Source organism: Indioceanicola profundi, assembly GCF_003568845.1.
GTDB classification, from domain to species: domain Bacteria; phylum Pseudomonadota; class Alphaproteobacteria; order Azospirillales; family Azospirillaceae; genus Indioceanicola; species Indioceanicola profundi.
The window spans coordinates 142,087-162,497 of sequence record NZ_CP030126.1 but is presented as its reverse complement, the minus strand read 5'-3'; the positions used below and the strand labels follow the sequence as shown (position 1 = coordinate 162,497).

The window sequence follows — 20,411 nt, the reverse complement described above, 5'->3', positions numbered from 1 at the left end:
TCCTGGCAGGTCGCGCGTGGCGCCGCCGCTTGACGCATCTGCGGTCGAGCGTAGGATGCGGGACACCAGTTCCAAGTTCTTGCGGTGACCATGCGCGACCCCTACCAGATCCTCGGCGTCGGCCGGACGGCCTCGGCTGAGGAGATCAAGCAGGCGTATCGGCGCTTGGCCAAACAGTACCACCCGGACCTGAACCCGGGCCGGACCGATATCGAGCTGAAATTCAAGGAAGCGAATTCCGCCTACAGCCTGCTGTCCGATCCGGAAAAGCGGGCCCGCTTCGACCGTGGCGAGATCGATGCCACGGGGGCGGAGCGGCCGGATGCCACCTTCCGCCGCGCCTATGCCGGTGCCGGCGGCGGCAGGGCCAATCCCTTTGACTTCGACGACGACCCCTTCGCCAACCTGTTCGGCACGGCCCGCCGCCGCTATGGCGCCGGAGCCGGGACTGGAACGAAGGCCAAGGGCAGCGACGTGGCCTACTCGGTCACCGTACCCTTCACCGATGCCTGCCTCGGCACCAAGCGGCGGCTGTCGCTGAGCACGGGCAAGAGCATCGACGTCACCATCCCGCCCGGCACCCGCGACCAGACCAAGCTGCGCCTGAAAGGCCAGGGCCTTCCCGGCGGCGGCGGGGCCGGCGACGCCATCGTGGAGGTGCATGTCGCGCCCCACCCCTATTTCGTCCGGCGCGAGGACGACATCCATCTGGACGTTCCCATCACCCTTCAGGAAGCGGTTCTGGGGGCCAACATCAAGGTCCCGACCCTGGACGGGATGGTTCAGCTGAAAGTGCCGAAGGGCTCGAATACCGGCACTACCTTGCGTCTGAAGGGCAAGGGCGTGTTCAACCCGGACCGCAAGGTGCATGGCGACCAGTATGTCAAACTGACCGTCGCCCTGCCGGACAAGCCGGATGCCGAGCTGACCGCCTTTATCGAGAAATGGGCCAGGACCCATGACTACGATCCGCGCAAGAAGGCGGGACTGGGATGACTCCCCAGGTCGCAGCCATGCTCCAGGCCGGGCTTGCGGCACAGAAGGCCGGACGGCTGGCCGAGGCCGAACAGGTTTATTCCCGCATCCTGGCCGCCGATCCGCGCAACGCGGATGCGCTGCAGCTCATGGGGCTGCTCGCCAAGAACACGGGTCGGATGAAGGCGGCGGAGGACTTCATGCGGCGGTCGCTTGCCGTCTGCCCTGCCCAGCCGAACGTGCTTGGCAATCTTGGCAACCTCTATCTGGCGGCAGGCCGTCCGGCGGATGCCCTGGCGCAGTATGACGCGGCGCTTGCCCTAACGCCCGCCGCTCCCGACATCCATGTCAACCGGGCGAAGGCCCTGGGAGCCCTGTCCCGGAACGAGGAGGCCGAAGCGGCGGTAAGGACCGCATTGCGGCACCGGCCCGATTTCCAGCCGGCAATGGCGCTGCTGGGAGCCATGATGCTCCGCCAGGACCGTTTGGCCGAGGCCGAAGCCGCCTGCGCCAGGGCCGTTGCGATGCGCCCCGACGATGCCCGCGCCCTCAACAATCTCGGCCTCGCGCTACGGCGGCAGCACCGCTATGCGGAGGCGGAGGCGGCCTACCGCCGCGCCCTGGCGATCGGTGCACGCAGCAGGGAAGTCTGGCTCAATCTTGGCAATGTGCTGACGGATCTGGACCGGCAGCAGGAAAGCCTGGACGCCTACCGCAACGCCATCGCGCTGGACCCGCTCTACGCCGATGCGCATGAAAATCTCAGCCGCCAGCTCTGGCGCATGGGGCGGGAGGCGGAGGTGCTGGAAAGCTATGCCGCCGTGGCGCGCTCGCGGCCTGACGATCCCGATGCGCTTGCGCTCGCCGCCCAGGGCAAAGGCCTTTACGGCCATGCGCAGAGCGCACTTGCCGATATCGACCGTGCACTGGCGCTGGGACCGGCCCTGCCCGATCGGCTGCATCTGCGGGCGAAGCTTCTCATGCAGGCCGGCCGCCCGGCCGAGGCCCTCGCTCCCTTGGAGCAGGCGCTGGCCGCTGTCCCGGACAACGCGGCCTGGCTGAGGGATATGGCGGTCGCGCAGTTCCGGAGCGGATTGACCGGGGCGGCTGCGGACACGGCGCGCCGGCTGCTCGCGATCGATCCCTACGATCAGATGGCCCTGGCCTATCTCGGAACCGCACTGCGGCTGCTCGGCGCTCCCGAGGCGGAGCGCCTCAACGATTATGATCGGACGGTCGGCATATTCGACCTTCCCGCACCGGCGGGGTGGGCCGATATCGGTTCCTTCCTGGCGGATTTGGCGGATGAGCTGACGCCGTTGCACAGCACCGTGAATCCTCCGATCCACCTCACGCTCAAGCACGGGTCCCAGACGGCCGGCAATCTGCTGGAGACCAGCGGGCGGAAGGCCGTGCAGGCCCTGCGCCGGTCGGTGCTGGACGCGATCCAGGCTTTCTCCGCCGCCATGCCGGAGGAGCCGGAGCATCCCTTCTTCGGACGGCGCGCCGCCCAGTTGCGCATCACCGGGTCCTGGTCGTCCCGCCTGGGCGACCGCGGTTACCATACCCACCATGTCCATCCCGAGGGATGGATCAGCGGCGTGTTCTATATCGAGCTGCCAAAGGCGGTGGCGGATGCGGAAAACCGCCAGGGTTGGCTGACCTTCGGCCGTCCCAATGTCGGTCCGGAAGTGGATCTGGCCCCCGCCCATGCCGTGCAGCCCCGGCCGGGACGGCTTGTGCTGTTCCCCTCCTACCTGTGGCATGGGACTATTCCCTTCCACGAGGCAGCGCACCGGACGACGATCGCCTTCGACGTCGTTCCAGCCTGAGTTCTTCCTTTTCTTCCCTGCCTGATATTCCCGGGCGCAGCGCGTCCACCGCCTCTTCGCATGCCCAAAAAGAAAGCGGCGGGTCCGAAGACCCGCCGCCCACTCGCACTATGGCGCTGTCGACTTAGAATTCGGTCGTCAGGCCAACGAAGACGTAACGGCCCAGGGCGTCATACACCTGCGGGAAGGTGTTGCCGTTGCAAGGACCGGTCGGGCAGGTGGAACCACCAACCAGCGGCGGGTCGCGGTCGAACACGTTGTTCGCACCGACACGCACCGTGAAGGCCTCGTCCACCGTCCAGGCGGCGGTCACGTCGAAGTAGTCCTGCGCCTTGATCTTCCGATCCGTTGCAGGCGACGTGCCGGTGAGCTGCGGGTTGCTGGACTCGCTGTCACGCTCGACGCCGGAGAAGTGGCGCCACTGGGCGGACAGGGTCAGGCCGTCATACGGCGTCAGCCAGGTCAGACGGGCCTTGTGACGCCAGGTCGGGTTCGGCGTACCGCAGATGTTGCCGTAGTAGCCGGCGCAATCATACTCGTCGCTATCCGGCAGCGGCTTCGTCGTCAGCTCGTTCAGCCAGGTACCGGCAAAGTTGACGGCGAAGGTGCCGAAGCCGCTGGCGCCGTAATCCTCCGGATCGATGCTGTAATCGACGTTGATGTCGACGCCAGTGGTTCCGAGGGAGCCGGTGTTCAGCGTGGTGTTTACGACATAGCCCTCGTTCGACAGCCAGATGGAGTTGTTCTCATCACGGACAACGAGGCTGCAGTAGAACGGGTCCAGGGTCTCAACGCAGCTGTTGATGATCAGGTCGGCGCCGATGCCGCTGATGTAGTCGTCAACAGTGATGTTGAAATAGTCGATGGACATCGACAGACCCGGCACGAACTCCGGCTGGAGCACGACACCGACGGAGTAGGTATCGGAGGTTTCCGGATCCAGGTCCGGATTACCGCCGGTCAGGCCGTTATACTGCCCACCCGGCTCCTCCGGGATCGCCAGCACCTCGGCGCGGGTCAGGCCGAAGGCCTGCATGCAGCGGCTGATGATGTCGGCATTGTCGGCCGTATCAGCCAGGCCGGCGCAGGGGTCCTCCGAACCGTCGAGCACCACGTTCTGCGGGCTGAACAGCTCGAGGACGTTCGGCGCGCGAACCGCACGCTGGTAGGAGCCACGGAACCGCACATCGCTGATCGGGGCATATTCGCCGCCGATCTTGTAGGTGTGGGTGGAACCGACCGAGGAGTAATCGGAGAAGCGGTAGCCGAGATCGAGCTCGAGGTTCTCGACGAACGGCATGGCGCTGACCAGCGGCACGCGCATTTCGGCGAAGATTTCGCCCACGTCGAAGCTGCCGTCCACCGGCGGGCTGGCGCCGCCGGCGCCGTTCAGCAGGCCTGCGGCGGCCACATAGTCGGCCTCGAAGGACAGCTTCTCTTCACGGTACTCGGTACCGAACGCGACGCCGACGCCCTGGGAGTGCCACGGCGAGGCAAGGCCGTACTGGCCCAGATCGCCGGAGACGGACGCGCTGGCGATGAGCTGCTCGGTGCGGCCCTCGTTGTAGCTCGGCGTCTGCAGGTAATCCAACGCCTCCTGCGTCACGCCGCCCAGCGAGAAGATGTTGTAGGGCACGCAAGCCGGATCGGTGCCATCGAGCACGGACTGGCAGACGATATTGCCGTTGGCATCGCGGGTCGCGAGCAGCGCATTCTGGATCTTCGAGGTCATGAAGAACGCAGTCTGCACCTGGTCGTAGGTGGTGACGCCGTACTGGAAGTAGGCATCGTAATCCCAGCCGTCGCCCAGATCGCCCCGCGCACCGGTCACGATCCGGTAGGAGTTATGGCGGGTCTCACCCTGGCGGCCGCCGCCTTCGATGTTACGGCGGGCAACGAGGCCGGTAAAGTTCTCGTCGGTGCCAGCGTCGGCGCCGCAGAGAGCGGCCTGCTGCTCCGCCGTCATCAGCGGGTTGTCGCAGTTGACGTTGAAGATGCCGGCGAAGATGCCGCCCGGAGCGATCTGGTAGACCGACCGGTCATCCATGAACATCAGGTCGGCATAAAGCTCAACGGCCGGCGCGACTTCGTAGCGGGCAAAGGCGCCGATGGTGAAGCGCTCATCCGGACGCTGGTAGTAGTTCGTCGGACCGAAGTTATAGAGATCGATGTTCGAGTCGAACGGGCGGAAGGTGTTGCCCGGCCCGCTCGGATCGACGATCAGGCTGCCAAAGCGGGCCGGGAAGGTCGTGCCCGAACCGCCGCACCCGAACTCCTCGCCGGAGGTGAAGCTGCAGCCGCTGTAGTCGCGGTCGGCCTGGAGCACGGCCTCGACGCGGCGGTAGCCGACATAGGCGGTCACATTGCCCTTGCCGTCTCCGCTGTTGACGCCGAACGCCAGCGTGGCGTCGGTCTGCTCACCGTCGAAGACCCGGTCGTCGGGGAGCTGGAAGTTCGACGGAACCGGAGAGTTCGCCGCCGCATTCCGGATAACGTCCTGGGCCCGGTCGTTGCTGTTGTTGTGGACATAGACGCCGTGCTGGACATCGGCGCGCACGCCTTCCAGGTCACGCTTCATGATGAAGTTGACGACGCCCGCGACCGCGTCGGAACCGTACACGGCGGAAGCGCCGCCGGTGTTCACGTCCACCCGCTCGACCAGGGCGGTCGGGATGAAGTTCAGGTCGGGCGACGGAACGACCGGGTCGCCGGGCATCAGGCGACGGCCGTCGACCAGAACCAGCGTACGCTCCGCACCCAACCCGCGCAGGTTGACGGTGGCGGTGCCGGTGGAGCCGTTGGAGATCTGACCGCCCTGGGCCGCGAAGGCCTGGGGCAGCGAGTTCACGAGGTCTTCCACGCGGGTCACGCCCTGCGCCTTGATCTCGAACTCGGACACGGCCGTGACCGGGCTTACAGAAGTCATGTTCGGCGAGCGGATACGCGAGCCGGTCACCACGATTTCTTCAAGTTCCTGCGCCTGAGCAAAACCTGTAGGCACAGCAAGGACGCCCAGCGCCGCGCCGGCCAGCAGGGCCGTGCGGACCGACCGCCTGTTGAACACCGTAGTCTGCATTTGTTTCGTTTCCTTTCCGTGACTCCAGCACTTCCCGAGAGCGCGGATTACTTGGCATTTATTGCCGCGCACCCGGCGAGTGCCGCCAGGCCCCACAGCCGGACGACCTTCCGAGAGCCGCACCTGCTGCATAGCTGGTTAAGGGAATTAGCAGACCTACTTTCCGGCTTGCAACATGTCCGACATACGCAGGAGGTAAGATTTCAGCACCCCGTTGCATTTTTGCACGGAGCGGCAAGGCCGACACGGATTCGGCGCAGGAATGTTGTTTGTGACAGAGCGTTAACCGTCCTGTGACAGTCGCGCAACGGAGCCGCGGCGCCCGATTTCCGCTTCCGGGAAGTCGGAACGGAATAGATCAGAAAGGCTAATCCCAAGGATTCCACGGTCCGCCTGTTCAGCACGCGCGAATAAATCCGCGAGTCTATCTTGCCAGGGAGCCTTGAGGTGGCCCACCGACCGGAGATTGCCGCGGATGCCCATGCCCAGGGAGTGGCGGAGGTCATCCACGGTTGTGTCGTGCAGGTCCCGGGTCGGCACCCACGCGCCGTTTACGGTGCGAGCCACCCAGTGTGCATCGCGAAGCTGTTCCAGCATTCCGTCCAGCACGGCCGCCCCAACGGGAATGCGGCTGACCAGCGTGGCGCGGCGGATACCGACGCCGAGCCGCGTCGCCCCGTGCAGTTCCCGAAGGATGGCGAGCGCCACGACGATCCGCTGGGCGGACAGCAGCCCTTCCGGCCCGACCTGGGTGATCTTGCCGGCCCGCCATTCCGGCAGGGTGGCCGTGATCTCCGCCCCGAACAGCACGATCGACCAGGCGGTATAGAGCCAGACCAGGAAGATCGGCACCACGGACAGCGCGCCGTAGATGGTCTCGTAGGTCGGGTAGGCCGTGATGTAGAGGCCGAATCCAACCTTCGAGAGTTCCATCAAAAGCGACGCGGTGAAGCCGCCGACCACAGCGTCCTTCCAGGGCACGTCGCGGTTCGGGATGGCCAAATACATCAGGGTGAAGGCCGCCCACTCGAACAGGCCGGGCAGAATCAGGCTGAGCGCGCCGATGGTGCCGCTGTCGCCCGTTTCCCGGATCTGCGCCAGCACGTTGGAGGAGACGGACAGGCTGGAGCCGATCAGCAGCGGCGTCATGGTCAGCACCGCCCAGAAGCTGAGCAGGCGGGTGATGATGGGTCGCGGCTCGGATGCCCGCCAGATGGCGTTGAACGCGCTCTCCACCGTAAAGAACAGCAGGATGGAGGTGACCGCCAGGAACACCACGCCGAAGCCGGTCAGGGCGCCGGCATTGCTGACGAACTGGTCGATATAGGTCTCGACCTCCGTTCCCACGGAGGGCACCAGACTTTCGAACAGAACGGTCTGCACCTCGTCCCGCATCCGGCGGAAGGCCGGAAAGGCGGAGAACACGGCGAACATCACCGTGAACAGCGGCACCAGCGCCAGCAGCGTGGTGTAGGCGAGCGAGCCCGCCGCCTGGAGATCGTTGTTGTTCCAGAAGCGGATGAAGGATGCATAGACAATGCCCAGCATCTCACCCAGGCGGGCCGGCAGCGCCGTCAGGCCGCGCCAACTGTCCGCGATGCTGGCACCGCTCAACCTCATGGGCGGGTCCCCCGCCTGCGCATCTCCGCAGTCTGCCGCCCGCGTTTGACCGGCCGGTGCGTTGGTGTAGGATGCGCGCCACTTTTGGAACACCCCGCCGGGCCCCCCCCGGACGGGAGATCGGCGATGATGAGGATTGCATGACGAACGGGACCGGCGGCCTGATGGCCGGCAAGCGCGGCCTGATCATGGGTGTGGCCAACGACCGTTCCATCGCCTGGGGCATCGCCCAGGCCGTGGCGGCCCAGGGCGCCACTTTGGCCTTCACCTACCAGGGCGACGCGCTGCTGAAGCGGGTGCGCCCGCTGGCCGAGCAGGTCGGGTCGGACATCCTGCTGCCCTGCGACGTGACGGACGAGGCGAGCATGGATGCCGCCTTCGAGACCGTGCGGGAGCGCTGGGGCGGACTGGACTTCGTGGTGCATGCGATCGCCTTCTCCGACAAGAACGAGCTGGACGGGCTGTACCTCAACACGAGCCGGGCGAACTTCACCCGGACCATGGACATCTCCTGCTACTCCTTCACCGCCGTCTGCCAGCGCGCCGTGCCGCTGATGCAGAATGGCGGCAGCCTGCTGACGCTGAGCTACTATGGCGCGGAACAGGTCATGCCGCACTACAACGTAATGGGCGTGGCCAAGGCGGCGCTGGAGGCCAGCGTGAAGTACCTGGCCAACGATCTGGGGCCGCAGGGCATCCGCGTGAACTCCATCTCCGCCGGCCCGATCAAGACCCTTGCCGCAAGTGGTATCGGCGATTTTCGCTTCATCCTCAAGTGGAACGAGCTAAACGCGCCGCTACGCCGCAACGTCACCATCCAGGATGTGGGCAACAGCGCGCTGTACCTGCTGTCCGACCTCGGCTCCGGCGTCACGGGCGAGAACCTGCATGTGGATGCCGGTTACCACACCGTCGGCATGGCGCGGGTGGACACGGCGGCCGAGACCGGCGCCCTGCTGTCCAGTATGACTCCCACCGGTCACTGAGCAGAGGACGGCGATCCCGTGGCGGGCAATTCCTTCGGCACCCTGTTCCGGTTCACCACCTTCGGCGAAAGCCACGGGCCGGCCATCGGCTGCGTGGTGGACGGGGTGCCGCCGCGCCTGCCGCTGGACGAGCCCTTCATCCAGGCCTTCCTGGACAAGCGCAAGCCCGGCCAGTCCCGCTTCGTCACCCAACGGCGGGAACCGGACGAGGTGAAGATCCTGTCCGGCGTGTTCGAGGGCATGACCACCGGCACGCCGGTCCTGCTGCAGATCGAGAACCAGGACCAGCGCAGCAAGGATTACGGGGACATCAAGGACAAGTTCCGCCCCGGCCACGCCGACTACACCTATCAGGCCAAGTACGGCATCCGCGACTATCGCGGCGGCGGCCGAAGCTCCGCCCGCGAAACGGCGAGCCGGGTGGCGGCCGGTGCCGTGGCGCGGCGGGTGCTGGAAACCGCCCCCTCCCCCATCGCCATCCGCGGCGCCATGGTCCAGATCGGGCCGCACCGGATCGACCGCGGCCGCTGGGACTGGGAGGAGGTGGGGAAAAACCCCTTCTTCTGCCCGGACGCCCAGACCGCCGCCCTCTGGGCCGACTATCTGGACGGGGTCCGCAAGGCGGGCTCCTCCGTCGGCGCCGTGGTGGAGGTGGTGGCCTCCGGCGTGCCGGCCGGCTGGGGGGAGCCGATCTATGACAAGCTGGACAGCGACCTCGCCGCCGCGATGATGACCATCAATGCGGTGAAGGGTGTGGAGATCGGCGCCGGCTTCGCCGCGGCGGAGCTGACCGGGGAGGCCAATGCGGATGAGATGCGCATCGGCCCGGACGGCAGGCCGGTGTTCCTGTCCAACCATGCCGGCGGCATCCTGGGCGGAATCTCGACCGGGCAGGATGTGGTGGTGCGCTTCGCCGTGAAGCCCACCAGCTCCATCCTCACCCCCCGCCGCACCATCGACCTGCATGGCAACGAGGCCGATATCCTGACCAAGGGCCGCCACGACCCCTGCGTCGGCATCCGTGCAGTGCCGGTGGGCGAGGCCATGATGGCCTGCGTCCTGGCCGACCACTTCCTGCGCCACCGCGGGCTGGTGGGCGAGCAGGGGTGATTTCGTGCCGTGTGGCGAATCGGCCCGCCTGCTGTGGCACCGGATGGTGTAGGATGGGGCAGCCTATTGCCGCCGAATAACAGACGATCCGCCCCGTGCCCTTCGACTCCGCTTCCGCCCCCATCGTCGCCATCGATTTCGAGACCGCGAACGAACAGCGCAACAGCGCCTGCGCCATAGGACTGTCCTGGGTCGAGGATGGGCGGGTGGTGCGGACCGAGGAGTTCCTGATCCGGCCGCCGGAGCTGCGCTTCACCCCCTTCACCATCGCCGTCCACGGCATCCGGCCGCAGGATGTGGCCCATGAGCCGGAGTTCCCGGATGTCTGGGCGCGGCTGCTGCCCGATCTGGCCGGCTGCACGCTGATCGCCCACAATGCCAGCTTCGACATGGGCGTGCTGCGGGCGATGCTGGAGCATTACCGGATGGATGTTCCGGGCCACGGTTTCCTGTGCACGCTGGTCACCGCCCGCCGCCTGTGGCCGGAGCTGGAGCGGCACAAGCTGAACCATCTGGCCTGGCATTTCGGGATCGAGCTGGACCACCACAAGGCCGGATCGGATGCCCAGGCCTGTGCGGAGATCGCGCTGCGCGCAATGGCGCATACCGGCTCGGCGAGTCTGCCGGCCCTGGCGCTGGCGGCCGGGGTGGGCATGGGATTGATGGGGCAGGAGGCGAACCAGGCCTGCCGCATCCTGGCCGGGAAGCCGCGCGGCAACGGCGCGCCACCGATGAAACTGCCCGAGGTGGTGCGACGGTCGGAGCTTGCCGGCTGCGGCATCGCCTTCACCGGCGCGCTGTCCACCCTGTCCCGCGGCGAGGCGGAGGCGCTGGCCTGTGCCGCCGGGCTGGTGCCGCAGACCAGCGTCACCCGCGCCACGGACTTCCTGGTGGTGGGCCGCACCACCGACAGCTCCAAACTGCGCCGCGCCCGCGCCCGCGCCGATATCGACGGCCGCCCGCGACTGGTGGATGAGCGCGAGTACCGGGAGATGCTGGGGCTGGTGCCGGCGAAGGCGGCGGAGCCGGCCTAATCCGGCCGGGCGCCCACCTTTCGCCTTCGCGGTTCTGCCGATTTCGATCACCGCGATCCCGGCGGAAGCCGGGACCCAGGGGCGGCGTGCACCGGTGCCTGTGACTCCTGGGTCCCGGCTTTCGCCGGGATGACGGAAAAGGGCGGCACGACCGGATTCGAACATTGCCAGCCCGCAACGAAAAAGGGCCGCACCCATCGGATGCGGCCCTTCTGCTGTTCTGACGGCTTACGCCCGCTTCAGGAACTTCGGCACGTCGGAGGTCCAACCGTCACCGTCGTTGCGGCGGCGCTCGCCCTGCGGGCGGGGCTGGCTGCCCTGCGGCTTGGCCTGGCCTTGCGGCTTCCCCTGTCCCTGGGGCTTCTGCCCCTGGGAGCGGTTCTGCTGCTGGCCCTGGGGCTTGCCGTTGCGCTGCTGCTCCGGCCGGGGCTGCTGCGGGCGGCCCTGCTGGGCCTGGGCCGGACGGTTGCCGGGCTGGCCCTGACGGGGCTGGCCGTTCTGCTGGCCGGCGCGCTGCTCGGGAGACCGGGCCTCGCGTTGACCGTTCTGCTGGCCGCCGCCCTGGCGGGGTTCCCGCTGCTGGCGCGGCTGGCGGCCCTGCGGGGCCGGGCGCTTGGGAGCACCCTTGCCGCCATTGGCATGCAGCCGGGCGATCTCGGCGGAGGCGTAGCCATGCTCCGCCACCACCGGCACCGCCATGCGGATCGACTTCTCGATATCCCGAAGCTGCGGCACCTCGATGGCGTCGCAGAAGGAGATGGCGATGCCGTCCCGGCCCGCGCGGCCGGTACGGCCGATGCGGTGGACATAGGCTTCCGGCACGTCCGGCAGGTCGAAATTGATGACATGGCTGACGCCGTCGATATCGATGCCGCGGGCGGCGATGTCGGTGGCGACCAGGGCGCGCACCGTGCCGGCCCGGAACCCGTCCAGCGCCCGCTCACGCGCGGACTGGGACTTGTTGCCATGGATGGCGTCGGCGGCGATGCCGGCATCCGCCAGCTTCTTCGCCACCTTGTTCGCCCCGTGCTTGGTGCGGGTGAAGACGATGGCGCGGCTGATGGCCGGATTGGCGAACAGGTCGGTCAGCAGGGCCGGCTTGTCCGTCTGGTCGACGAACATCACCGACTGCTCGATCCGCTCCACCGTGGTGGAGGGCGGGGTAACTTCCACACGGGCATGGTCGGCGGCCAGGATGCCGTTCGCCAGCGACACCACCGCATCCGGCATGGTCGCGGAGAAGAGCAGGTTCTGGCGCGGCTTCGGCAGCTTCGCGACGACCTTCTTGACGTCGTGGATGAAGCCCATGTCCAGCATGCGGTCGGCCTCGTCCAGGACGAAGATGCCGACCTGCGACAGGTTGATGTCGCCCTGGTTCATCAGGTCGAGCAGGCGGCCAGGGGTGGCCACCAGCACGTCCAGGCCGGGGGCGATGGCCTTGGCCTGCGGCGTGTAGCCGACGCCGCCCAGCACGACGAAGCTGGAGAGCTTCAACCCGCGCCCGAACTTCTCGAACGCCTCGCCGACCTGGAGGGCCAGCTCGCGCGTCGGAGTCAGGATCAGGGTGCGGACATGGCGCGGCTTGGGCCGGACATTCTCCGCCGCCAGGCGCTGGAGGATGGGAAGAGCGAAAGCGGCGGTCTTGCCGGTGCCGGTCTGGGCCAGGCCCAGGACGTCGCGGCCGGCCAGGCCGGGGGGAATCGCGCCCGCCTGGATCGGCGTGGCGGTCTTGTAGCCCTCGGCCTCCACGGCCGCCATCAACGGGGCGGCGAGGCCGAGTGCGGAAAACTCTGTCATAGGATGATCTGTTCCTGAGTGTGCCCCCGCTCCAACGGGTCGGGCCGGCGTCGCGCCGGCCCTGATCGTCCCGTCGAAGGTGAGGCCTGGGGGGCCGTCAGGCCCTGAATTCTGTCCAGCCGGACGGCTGGATCAGTGCCGCCGCTGCGGGCGGCGCGGAGCGCCGGCGCCAGGGGGCGGTCCCTTTTCGTCCTTGTGCCGGAAGGTAATCCGGCCCTTGGACAGGTCGTAGGGCGTCATCTCCACGGTGACGCGGTCGCCGGCCAGCGTGCGGATGCGGTTCTTCTTCATCCGGCCCGCCGTGTAGGCGATGATCTCATGGTCGTTCTCCAGGCGGACCCGGAAACGGCCATCGGGCAGGGCTTCCAGCACCGTACCCTCGAACTCGATGAAATCTTCCTTAGCCATGTTGCTCCTTCTCCGACGGCCGATGCGCCCCGCGGCGGATGCCGGAGGGACGCATTTTGGCTCAAATCCGCCCGCAGCGTGACCGTGGAGGTCCTGCCCTTGCGCGGGTCGTGCTCACGGTCGGCCCCGGCGAGAAACGCCGCGGCCTCGATTAGACTGAGGGAATCGACCGGAGCCGGCACCCTGTGAGGGGCCCCGGGCGGGCCCCATCGCAATCGACACCGCGTTAGATAGGGATTTTACAGCAGCGGTGCAACATTCCCCGCTCCCGGCGCCGGGATGGGCAGGCATGCCAAAGCGGACTGTCCTTCAGCCAACCGGCGCCGCGGTGGAAGAGCAGTGGCCGCACCGGCCGCACCGGTTCTACCCAAACGCCGCTGACGGCCGGCCGTTCCGGCGGCAGAAGGTTTGGCCGCCCCGTCGGCCAAACTGCCCTTCGACAGGCTCAGGGCAAGGGTGCGGAGCGGGCCGCTCCAGCGGCCGGCAGTCAGATGTCCACCAGCCGATCCGTCTCGCGGAAAGCCTTCAACAGCCGGACGGCCTGATGCGGAGCGTCCTGCCAAGCGGCAGGGTCGAAATCCTGATCCAGGAAGGGGCTGAAACCCGCCCGGTCCTCCTCCGGGATGCGGTCCACATGGGCGAATCCCATGGACCAGTCGGCGAAGGCCCGTGCATCGGTTCGGAACTTGATCAACGTGGTCACGTCCGTATGGCGTCTGTCCCGCATGATGCGGCCATAGAGGGCATGCAGGGGCGCGTGCGGTCCCTCCAGCACCTGCATGAAGCGTCCCGCCCGGTACAGCAGCAGTCCCGTGATGTCGTCCCGCAGATTGTCGGCCCGGCTCTGGCGCAGCAACTCCAGCAGATCCGCATCCTCCATCGGGACCACGGCGCGGCTGACATAAACCAGACAGAGCAGGCCGTCTTCGGACATTGGTGGCTCCAGATGGCTGACACGGGCCGACCTTAACAGCCGCTTCCCGGTCCCGCCAGCCCGGCAGGTGCAGCATGATGCCGCTTTTCAGCGGCCCGCCAGCAGTTCCGCCGTCCGGTCTCGCGGCAGGGCGCGGGCAGCATTGCCATCGCGCCCGGTCATGTCGTGGGCATGCCAGAGGGCGTTGAACACCGCCTGTTCCGCCACCTCCGCCGCCGCCTTCAGCAGCGGGTTCAGCCGGTCGTTGGGAAACATCAGGAGGTCCCGGACCATGCGCCCGTCCCCGGCCGGCAGGCGGTTGGCCGTGGAGAAGGCCAGCACGAAGTCGCCGCTGCCATTGTAGCCATAGGCCCCCGCCCGCCCCAGACCGGCGACCGCCCGCTGGGCCAGCCGGGTGCATTGCGGCGGAAGCAGCGGCGCATCCGTCGCCAGCACGACGATGATGGAGCCCTCCTCCCGCCGCCGGTCTTCGGTGCGCCCCGGCTCGACCTGTCCAGGTCCGGGCACCTCCGTCTCCGGGATCAGGCGGCCCAGCGGCAGGCCGGCCACGGTCAGGTCGGCGCGACGGCCGTGATTGGCCTGGACCAGCGCGCCGAGCGTGAAGCGGCCCAGCTCCGTCTCGACCAGCCGGCTGGCGCTGCCGATGCCTGCCTTGAAGCCGTAGGCGATCATGCCGGTCCCGCCGCCGACGCAGCCCTGGGGCACTGGCCCCGGCGCGGCAAGATCGATAGCCTGGCGCACATGCTCCGGCCGGATGTGCTGGGCCGGGCCGTCATTGAGGAACCCGTCATTGGTCTCCGCCACCAGCGGATGGTGGAAGCGGCGCGTCACCCCCCGTCGCAACGGATCGACCAGCAGCGTGTCCCGCGCCACGCCGATGGAGAAGGTGGAGGTCAGCAGGATCGGGGAGGTGAGGATGCCCGTCTCCGCCAGCCAATGCGTCCCCGCCACCTCCCCGAACCCGTTGTAGCGGTGGAAGCCGGCGAAGACGGACGCCTCGGTGTAATCCACTTCCAGCGGGTGGATGGCGGTGATGCCGGTGCGCGCCACGGACGGCCCGTCCTCCACCAGCGTCACATGGCCGACCCGCACGCCGGGAACGTCGGTGATGGCATCGTGAACACCGCTGGGAAGATTGCCGATCCGGAATTGCTGCATGTCGGACGCGATCCCTTCGACGAAAAAAGCCCCGCGTGAAGCTTCACGCGGGGCCGTCAGTTTGTACAGGGATACAGAGTGAACAGGTACTGGGCAGTCACGGCCCGGAGGCTTCACCCGGGCAGGGAACCGGGCTTAGAACAACTGGGCGAGGCAGAGGACCTGCACCACGCCCGCCGCCAGGACCGGCAAGGCATCCACGCCGGGCAGCCAGTCGGCCAAGCTGGCGAAGAAGCCGGTGGTCTCGGTGGTGGTCATATGCGCGGTAGTCATCCTCATCTCCATCGGTTGTCCGGAAGGTCCGGCTCTGTCAGAAGGTATCGCAAGCGCCGTGCCAGACGGCGGAACGGCCTGTTTTCAGGCAATTCGACAAGGCTGTCCGTTGCCGGCATGGCGGATACCCTCATCAAATCGCGGAGCCGGCGACAATGGCGGCGAAATCCACGATTGTGGTGGCTGGAGGCGCCGATGCACCGGCCCGAACCGCGCACTCGACCCCAGCCGCGCCGGAAAGGAGGCCGCACGATGACCGCCGATCTGCCCCACATTGTGGACGGCGCCGCAATCCTGTCCCGCCATGCCATGGGCAGCGGCCATGCCGGCGCAATCCTGCGTCTGGATCTGTCGGACGGGCGCAGCGCCGTGGCGAAGACCGGGGCGGGGCTGGAGGTGGAGGCGATGATGCTACGCCATCTGGCCGCGCACGGCCTTCCGGTTCCCGCGGTCTGGCATTCATCGCCCGGGCTTCTGATCATGGAGCATGTGGACGGAACCGGCCGCATGACCGACGGGGCGGAGGAGCATGCGGCGGAGCTGCTGGCCGCCTTGCATGGGATAACCGCCGACCGGTACGGCTTCGCCCAGGACACCACCATCGGCCCCCTGCCCCAGCCCAACGGCCCGATGGAGGACTGGCATCAATTCTTCGCCGAGCGCCGCCTGCTGCACATGGCGCGCGCGGCCCGCGATGAGGGGCGGCTGCCGGCCGGGCTGTCAGGACAGGTGGAGATGCTGTGCGGTAAGCTGTCCGGACTGCTGGGACCGCCGGGGCCGCCATCGCTTCTGCACGGGGATATCTGGGGCGGAAACGTGCTGGTCCGGGGCGGGCGCGTGGCCGCCTTCATCGATCCCGCGATCTATCATGGCGATGCGGAGGTGGAGCTGGCCTTCACCACCCTGTTCGGCACCTTCGGCCAGTCCTTCTTCCGCCGCTACAATGAAATCCGGCCCCTGCGCCCCGGCTTCTTCGAGGTGCGGCGGGACGTCTACAACCTGTATCCGTTGCTGGTGCATGTCCGCCTGTTCGGCGGAAGCTATGTGGGCCAGCTCCGGACCATCCTGGACCGGTTCGCCGGCCGCCCCTGATCAACGCTGCTGGCGGAGCGCCTCGGCCTCCTCCGGCGAAATCGCGGCGATGCTGTCGATAGCGCAGGGGGCCGCGAGCGGCTCCTGCACCGGACGGATGATCTCGGTCCGGCACAGCTTCGCGAGGCGGGTTTCATAGCTGAAGCCGCCGGCGATCTTCAGACCGGGGCACCGGCTGGACAGGGTGATTTTCCGGAAATCGTCCCGCCCGACCATTTCCACCAGGATGGTCTGGTTATCGATCACGGTGGTCCGGTCGATGCGCCGCGTGTCGATGCAGAACGGCTCCCCCTCTTCCGCGTCCTGCGCGGCGGCAGGGAAGGACAGCAGCAGCAGGGTAGCGGTGATCGCGGCAAGGGGGCGGATCATGGCGGGGCTCCTGCGGATAAGGGATGAGCCCCCATCCAACCGCCGGGGCGGGCATCGATCCCACCCCGGCGGCCTTCCAGCAGCCCTGCCGATCAGAAGCCGGCACGCAGGGCGATGCGATAATCCCGGCCCGGCTGCGGCAGCTCGTGCCTCAGATAGGAGGTCGCCAGCCGCACCTCCTCATCGGTGATGTTGCGCACCTCGAACAGCAGGGTCAGGTCGCGGTCCGCTACGGGGTGCCAGTCCACCGACGCGTTCAGGACGGTATAGCCCTCCGTCGCCAGCTCCAGCGGACCGGCACGGTTCTGATCGTCCGCCCAGACCAGCTCAAGCCGACCGGCCAGATCCGGCAGCTCGTAGCCCACGCTGGCGCGGGCGGACAGGGGCGGAATGCGCGGGATCGGATCGTTGTTGGCACGGTCGGTGGCGCGGACATATTCGGCAGAGGCTTCCAGCACCAGCGCGCCCGGTCCCATTGCCTGTTCCGTCCCGGCCTCGATCTCGAAACCCCAGAAACGGGCATCGGCTGCAATATACTGCGAGACCGGCAGCTCTTCCGCCTCCGCGCCGGTGAAACGGCCATAGATGAAGTCGTCATAGTTGGTGACGAACAGGTTCAGCGCGCCGAAGCTGGGGCCGCTCGCATATTTCAGCGTGGCCTCCGCCCCCAGGGCCGTCTCTTCGCCCAGGGTTGGATCGCCCAGTTCGAAGGTGCCGGTGGCCAGGTGCGGGCCGTTGGACAGCAGCTCCTCCGCATTCGGCGCGCGTTCGGTGCGCGACAGGCTCAAGCCGACCAGCCAGCCGCCCGGCAGGGTATAGCCGGCGCCCGCCGACAGGCTGATGCCGGTGAAGTCGCGGTCGAAGCCGATCGCTGCAGCCTCGACCGTCTGCCGCTCGAACCTCGCCCCGGCCTCCAAGGCCAACGCGCCGATATCCAGCCGCTGGAGCAGGAAGGCGCCGGCCTGGAAAGTGGTGGAGGGCGGCACGAACGCCTCCTCCCCTATGGCTTCGAAGTCCCGGTCGCTCATCTGCAGGCCGACGACGCCGCTCTGCGTTCCGCCGAAGGCTGCCACCGGGGTCTGCACCAGCTCCATACGGCCTTCCCAGCCTTCGTTCAGGAAGCGGGTGCCTACCTCGTCTCCCTCCAACTCGGCATGCTCATAGTCGGCATAGCCGAAGCGCAGACGCACGGTCTCGAAGGCCAGGAAGCTCCGGTTGATTTCGCCCATCACGTCGAAACGGGTCTGCTCCAGGTCGATGCGGACGGGAGCATGCTCGTGCTCATGTTCATGCTCCTCTCCCTCCTCATGATCATCTTCCTCCTCGGCATGCTCGTGGCCGGCGGGAATGCCGTAATTGGTCTCGTTGCGCGACACCGACGCGCCGAAGAAGCCCCAGTCGCCAAGCACGGACAGCCCGCCGGTCGCGCCCTTCTGCTCCAGGTTGGAGTTCTCGACACGTCCACGCGGCTCCTCCTCATGCTCGTGCTCCTCCCCCTCCTCATGCTCATGCTCCTCCTCTTCCAACGCGCGGAGGGCGGCGGAGCGGACGAAGCCGGGAGCCTCGAAATCGTCGGTCTTGCGCCAGTAAGCGTCCACATGGGCCACGATGTTGGGGGAAAGGCCCACATCCAGCGCGCCGGCGGCCAGCCGCTCATCGGCATTGCTGCCATAGCCCAGCCGCACCAGACCATCGGCCCCGCCTTCCGGCTGTTCCACCGGAATGCGGCCGTCCAGCACGTTGACGACGCCGCCTACCGCGTTGTTGCCGTACAGCAGCGTCGCCGGACCGCGCACCACCTCCACCCGTCTGGCAGTGGCGAGGTCCACGGCCGGGGCATGGTCGGGGCTGGTCGTGCTGGCGTCGATGGAGCCGATGCCGCCCACCAGCACCCGGATGCGGTCGCCGCCCAGCCCGCGGATCACCGGGCGGGACGCCCCCTGGCCGAAGCCGGTCTGGGACACGCCCGGCAGCCGGTCCAGCGTCTCACCGATGCTGGCGGACAGGGCGCGGTCCAGCGCCTCACCCGACAGCACGGAGGTGCCCTGAAGAACATCGTAGCGGCTCCGCCCGATGGGGGAGGCGGTGACCACGATCTCCTCCACGCCGGCGCGGCCATGGACCACCGGGTCCTGCGCCGTGGCGGCGGGCTGAGCCAGGGCCGCCGCAGGAATCAAGGCTGCGGCAGCGGAACCGGTGAGCGCCAACCAAGATATCGACAGACGGCGGGCGCCGGAACGGGGCTTCAACATCGAGACAATCCCTTGCGTGCATGGATGGCGGCCCGGAGCGGCCCCACCAATACGTTATGTTATAACGTTCGCTTCTATGGCAGCTGCAAAGCGGATCGTCAACCCGATCAATATATTGCGGGGGATGGGCGGGGTTCAGTCGGTGCGGATGCCGGCCAGGATGGCGCCGTCGGCCAGCCATCCGTCCATGCGCGCGCCGCGAAGATCGCTTCCGCTGAGGTCTGCACGACCCAGCACGGCTTCACGCAGGTTGGCATCCCGCAGATCGGCCTGCCACAGGCGGGCGCGGGACAGGCGCGTGGGCCAGCGGCGCGAGGCATCCTCCGTGCTGGCCAGCGGGCGCAGATCCGCCCCACGCAGCACGGCCTGGGCCAGATGCGCGCGTTCCAGATTCGCCCCGCGCAGGTCCGCGCGGGACAGGTCCGCCTGCTGGAGGTCGGCCCCCTCCAGATCCGCCATGACCAGGGATGCGCCGGCGAAGCTGACGCCGACGCAACGGGCATGGGACAGGACGGCGGCGGTCAGGGTCCGCCCTGAAAGGTCCAACCTGGACAGGTCGCGCCCGCTGAGATTGGCGCGCTGACCGGAGGCGCCGCTGCTGCTTACCCAGCCCTCATGCCCGGCGACCACCTCCAACGGCGGCAGTGCGCCTGCCGCTTCGCGGGTCAGCAGCGCCCCGCTGCGGGCAAGGTCGCCGATGGCAAGCGGGTCCAGTACGCTGCCGACGAAGGTGGCATCCTTCACCTCCGCCCCGCGCAGCCGGGCGCCGGTAAGCACCGCGCCGGTGAAATCCGCCTCCTGCAACCGACACTCCTGAAGGTCGGCGTTGCTGAGGTCGGCCCCGCGCAGATTGGCCCCGCGAAGGTCGGCCCCGCGCAGATCGGCCCCCGACAGGACGCAGTCGGTGAAGTCGGTGCGGAGCGCGATGACCTTGTTCAGGCGGCTTTCGGACAGGTCCGTTTCCACCGCGATGGCGGCGGTCAGGTTCGGGATGCGCCCGTCGAAGCTGGCCGGCAGGGGGCGGCCGCCTTGGTAGACGGCCAGAACCGCCTCCCGCAGGTCGACCTGCTGCATCTTCGTCCGGGTCAGGTTCGCGCCGCGCAGGCTGACGCCCCGCATGTCCGCCCGCGCTAGATCGGCATCCTGGAGATTTGCCAGACGCAAATCGCCCGCGAACAGGTTGGCGCCCTTCAGCCGGGTCCCGACCAGCACCGCTTGGTCGAGGCGCGAACCGGTGAGTTCCGCATCCGACAGGTTGAGGCCGGTAAGGTCCACGCCCCTGAGATCGGTCAGCACCATCATGAGGCGACGCCCGCCGGGGCGGCCGGATAGCAGCTTCTGATGTAGGACGACGGCGTCCGTCAGTTCCTTGGCGCCAGGCCGGCGCCAGTTGAACCCCTCGATATAACTGCGCTCGTCCGTCATTTGCTGGCCCGCTCGCTGTCCGCCGGTGGTTTCAGCCGGTCAAGGCGGCAGTCACATATGATTGTATGAA

General features: G+C 67.8%; 16 protein-coding genes. 6 read left to right on the top strand and 10 right to left on the bottom strand.

What is annotated here, in order from left to right; translation table 11 throughout:
* Positions 1-90 precede the first annotated feature (90 nt).
* Both DOL89_RS00785 and DOL89_RS00780 read left to right on the top strand, forming a co-directional pair.
* Positions 91-996 carry a DnaJ C-terminal domain-containing protein gene (locus tag DOL89_RS00785; RefSeq protein WP_119677439.1) on the top strand — a complete coding sequence of 302 codons (906 nt, stop codon included), beginning with the start codon at positions 91-93 and terminating at the stop codon, positions 994-996.
* Positions 993-2,807: a tetratricopeptide repeat protein gene (locus DOL89_RS00780; protein ID WP_119677438.1), complete on the top strand. Its 1,815-nt coding sequence runs from the start codon at positions 993-995 to the stop codon at positions 2,805-2,807. Before DOL89_RS00785 ends, DOL89_RS00780 begins: the two co-directional genes overlap by 4 nt.
* A 124-nt stretch (positions 2,808-2,931) precedes the next feature.
* Here the strand turns inward: DOL89_RS00780 and DOL89_RS00775 are convergent, their stop codons facing one another.
* Both DOL89_RS00775 and DOL89_RS00770 read right to left on the bottom strand, forming a co-directional pair.
* Complete coding sequence (locus DOL89_RS00775) at positions 2,932-5,883, bottom strand: TonB-dependent receptor plug domain-containing protein (RefSeq protein ID WP_119677437.1); 2,952 nt, start codon at positions 5,881-5,883, stop codon at positions 2,932-2,934.
* Positions 5,884-6,165: 282 nt separating this feature from the next.
* The gene (locus tag DOL89_RS00770) at positions 6,166-7,503 is read right to left on the bottom strand and encodes a YihY family inner membrane protein (protein WP_119677436.1); all 1,338 of its coding nucleotides are present in this window, start codon (positions 7,501-7,503) and stop codon (positions 6,166-6,168) included.
* A 140-nt stretch (positions 7,504-7,643) separates the two neighbouring features.
* Here DOL89_RS00770 and fabI point away from each other — a divergent pair, with 140 nt between their 5' ends.
* From fabI to DOL89_RS00755, 3 genes are all read left to right on the top strand, one after another.
* Positions 7,644-8,489, top strand: a complete 846-nt coding sequence (fabI, locus tag DOL89_RS00765) for an enoyl-ACP reductase FabI (protein ID WP_119677435.1) — start codon at positions 7,644-7,646, stop codon at positions 8,487-8,489.
* A gap of 18 nt (positions 8,490-8,507) precedes the next feature.
* Positions 8,508-9,599, top strand: coding sequence for a chorismate synthase (gene aroC / locus DOL89_RS00760; RefSeq protein WP_119677434.1), 1,092 nt, complete (start codon positions 8,508-8,510; stop codon positions 9,597-9,599).
* 95 nt (positions 9,600-9,694) lie between these two features.
* Complete coding sequence (locus DOL89_RS00755) at positions 9,695-10,633, top strand: exonuclease domain-containing protein (RefSeq protein ID WP_119677433.1); 939 nt, start codon at positions 9,695-9,697, stop codon at positions 10,631-10,633.
* 228 nt (positions 10,634-10,861) lie between these two features.
* Here the strand turns inward: DOL89_RS00755 and DOL89_RS00750 are convergent, their stop codons facing one another.
* From DOL89_RS00750 to DOL89_RS24695, 5 genes are all read right to left on the bottom strand, one after another.
* Positions 10,862-12,430 carry a DEAD/DEAH box helicase gene (locus DOL89_RS00750; RefSeq protein WP_119677432.1) on the bottom strand — a complete coding sequence of 523 codons (1,569 nt, stop codon included), beginning with the start codon at positions 12,428-12,430 and terminating at the stop codon, positions 10,862-10,864.
* Between the two features lie 132 nt (positions 12,431-12,562).
* Positions 12,563-12,838: a translation initiation factor IF-1 gene (gene infA, locus DOL89_RS00745; protein WP_119677431.1), complete on the bottom strand. Its 276-nt coding sequence runs from the start codon at positions 12,836-12,838 to the stop codon at positions 12,563-12,565.
* Positions 12,839-13,325: 487 nt separating this feature from the next.
* The gene (locus DOL89_RS00740; RefSeq protein ID WP_119677430.1) at positions 13,326-13,772 is read right to left on the bottom strand and encodes a BLUF domain-containing protein; all 447 of its coding nucleotides are present in this window, start codon (positions 13,770-13,772) and stop codon (positions 13,326-13,328) included.
* An 87-nt stretch (positions 13,773-13,859) separates the two neighbouring features.
* On the bottom strand, positions 13,860-14,930 hold the full coding sequence (locus DOL89_RS00735; protein ID WP_119677429.1) for a DmpA family aminopeptidase: 1,071 nt from the start codon (positions 14,928-14,930) through the stop codon (positions 13,860-13,862).
* 135 nt (positions 14,931-15,065) lie between these two features.
* On the bottom strand, positions 15,066-15,203 hold the full coding sequence (locus tag DOL89_RS24695) for a hypothetical protein (protein WP_162937253.1): 138 nt from the start codon (positions 15,201-15,203) through the stop codon (positions 15,066-15,068).
* A gap of 252 nt (positions 15,204-15,455) precedes the next feature.
* Here DOL89_RS24695 and DOL89_RS00730 point away from each other — a divergent pair, with 252 nt between their 5' ends.
* On the top strand, positions 15,456-16,295 hold the full coding sequence (locus tag DOL89_RS00730) for a fructosamine kinase family protein (RefSeq protein ID WP_119677428.1): 840 nt from the start codon (positions 15,456-15,458) through the stop codon (positions 16,293-16,295).
* Here the strand turns inward: DOL89_RS00730 and DOL89_RS00725 are convergent, their stop codons facing one another.
* The 3 genes from DOL89_RS00725 to DOL89_RS00715 form a co-directional block, all read right to left on the bottom strand.
* Entirely contained in the window at positions 16,296-16,664 is a 369-nt protein-coding gene (locus DOL89_RS00725; RefSeq protein WP_119677427.1) for a DUF6491 family protein, read from the bottom strand. It abuts the gene before it with no gap.
* A 92-nt stretch (positions 16,665-16,756) separates the two neighbouring features.
* Positions 16,757-18,916: a TonB-dependent receptor gene (locus tag DOL89_RS00720; protein WP_119677426.1), complete on the bottom strand. Its 2,160-nt coding sequence runs from the start codon at positions 18,914-18,916 to the stop codon at positions 16,757-16,759.
* A gap of 135 nt (positions 18,917-19,051) precedes the next feature.
* Complete coding sequence (locus tag DOL89_RS00715) at positions 19,052-20,341, bottom strand: pentapeptide repeat-containing protein (RefSeq protein WP_119677425.1); 1,290 nt, start codon at positions 20,339-20,341, stop codon at positions 19,052-19,054.
* Positions 20,342-20,411 lie beyond the last annotated feature (70 nt).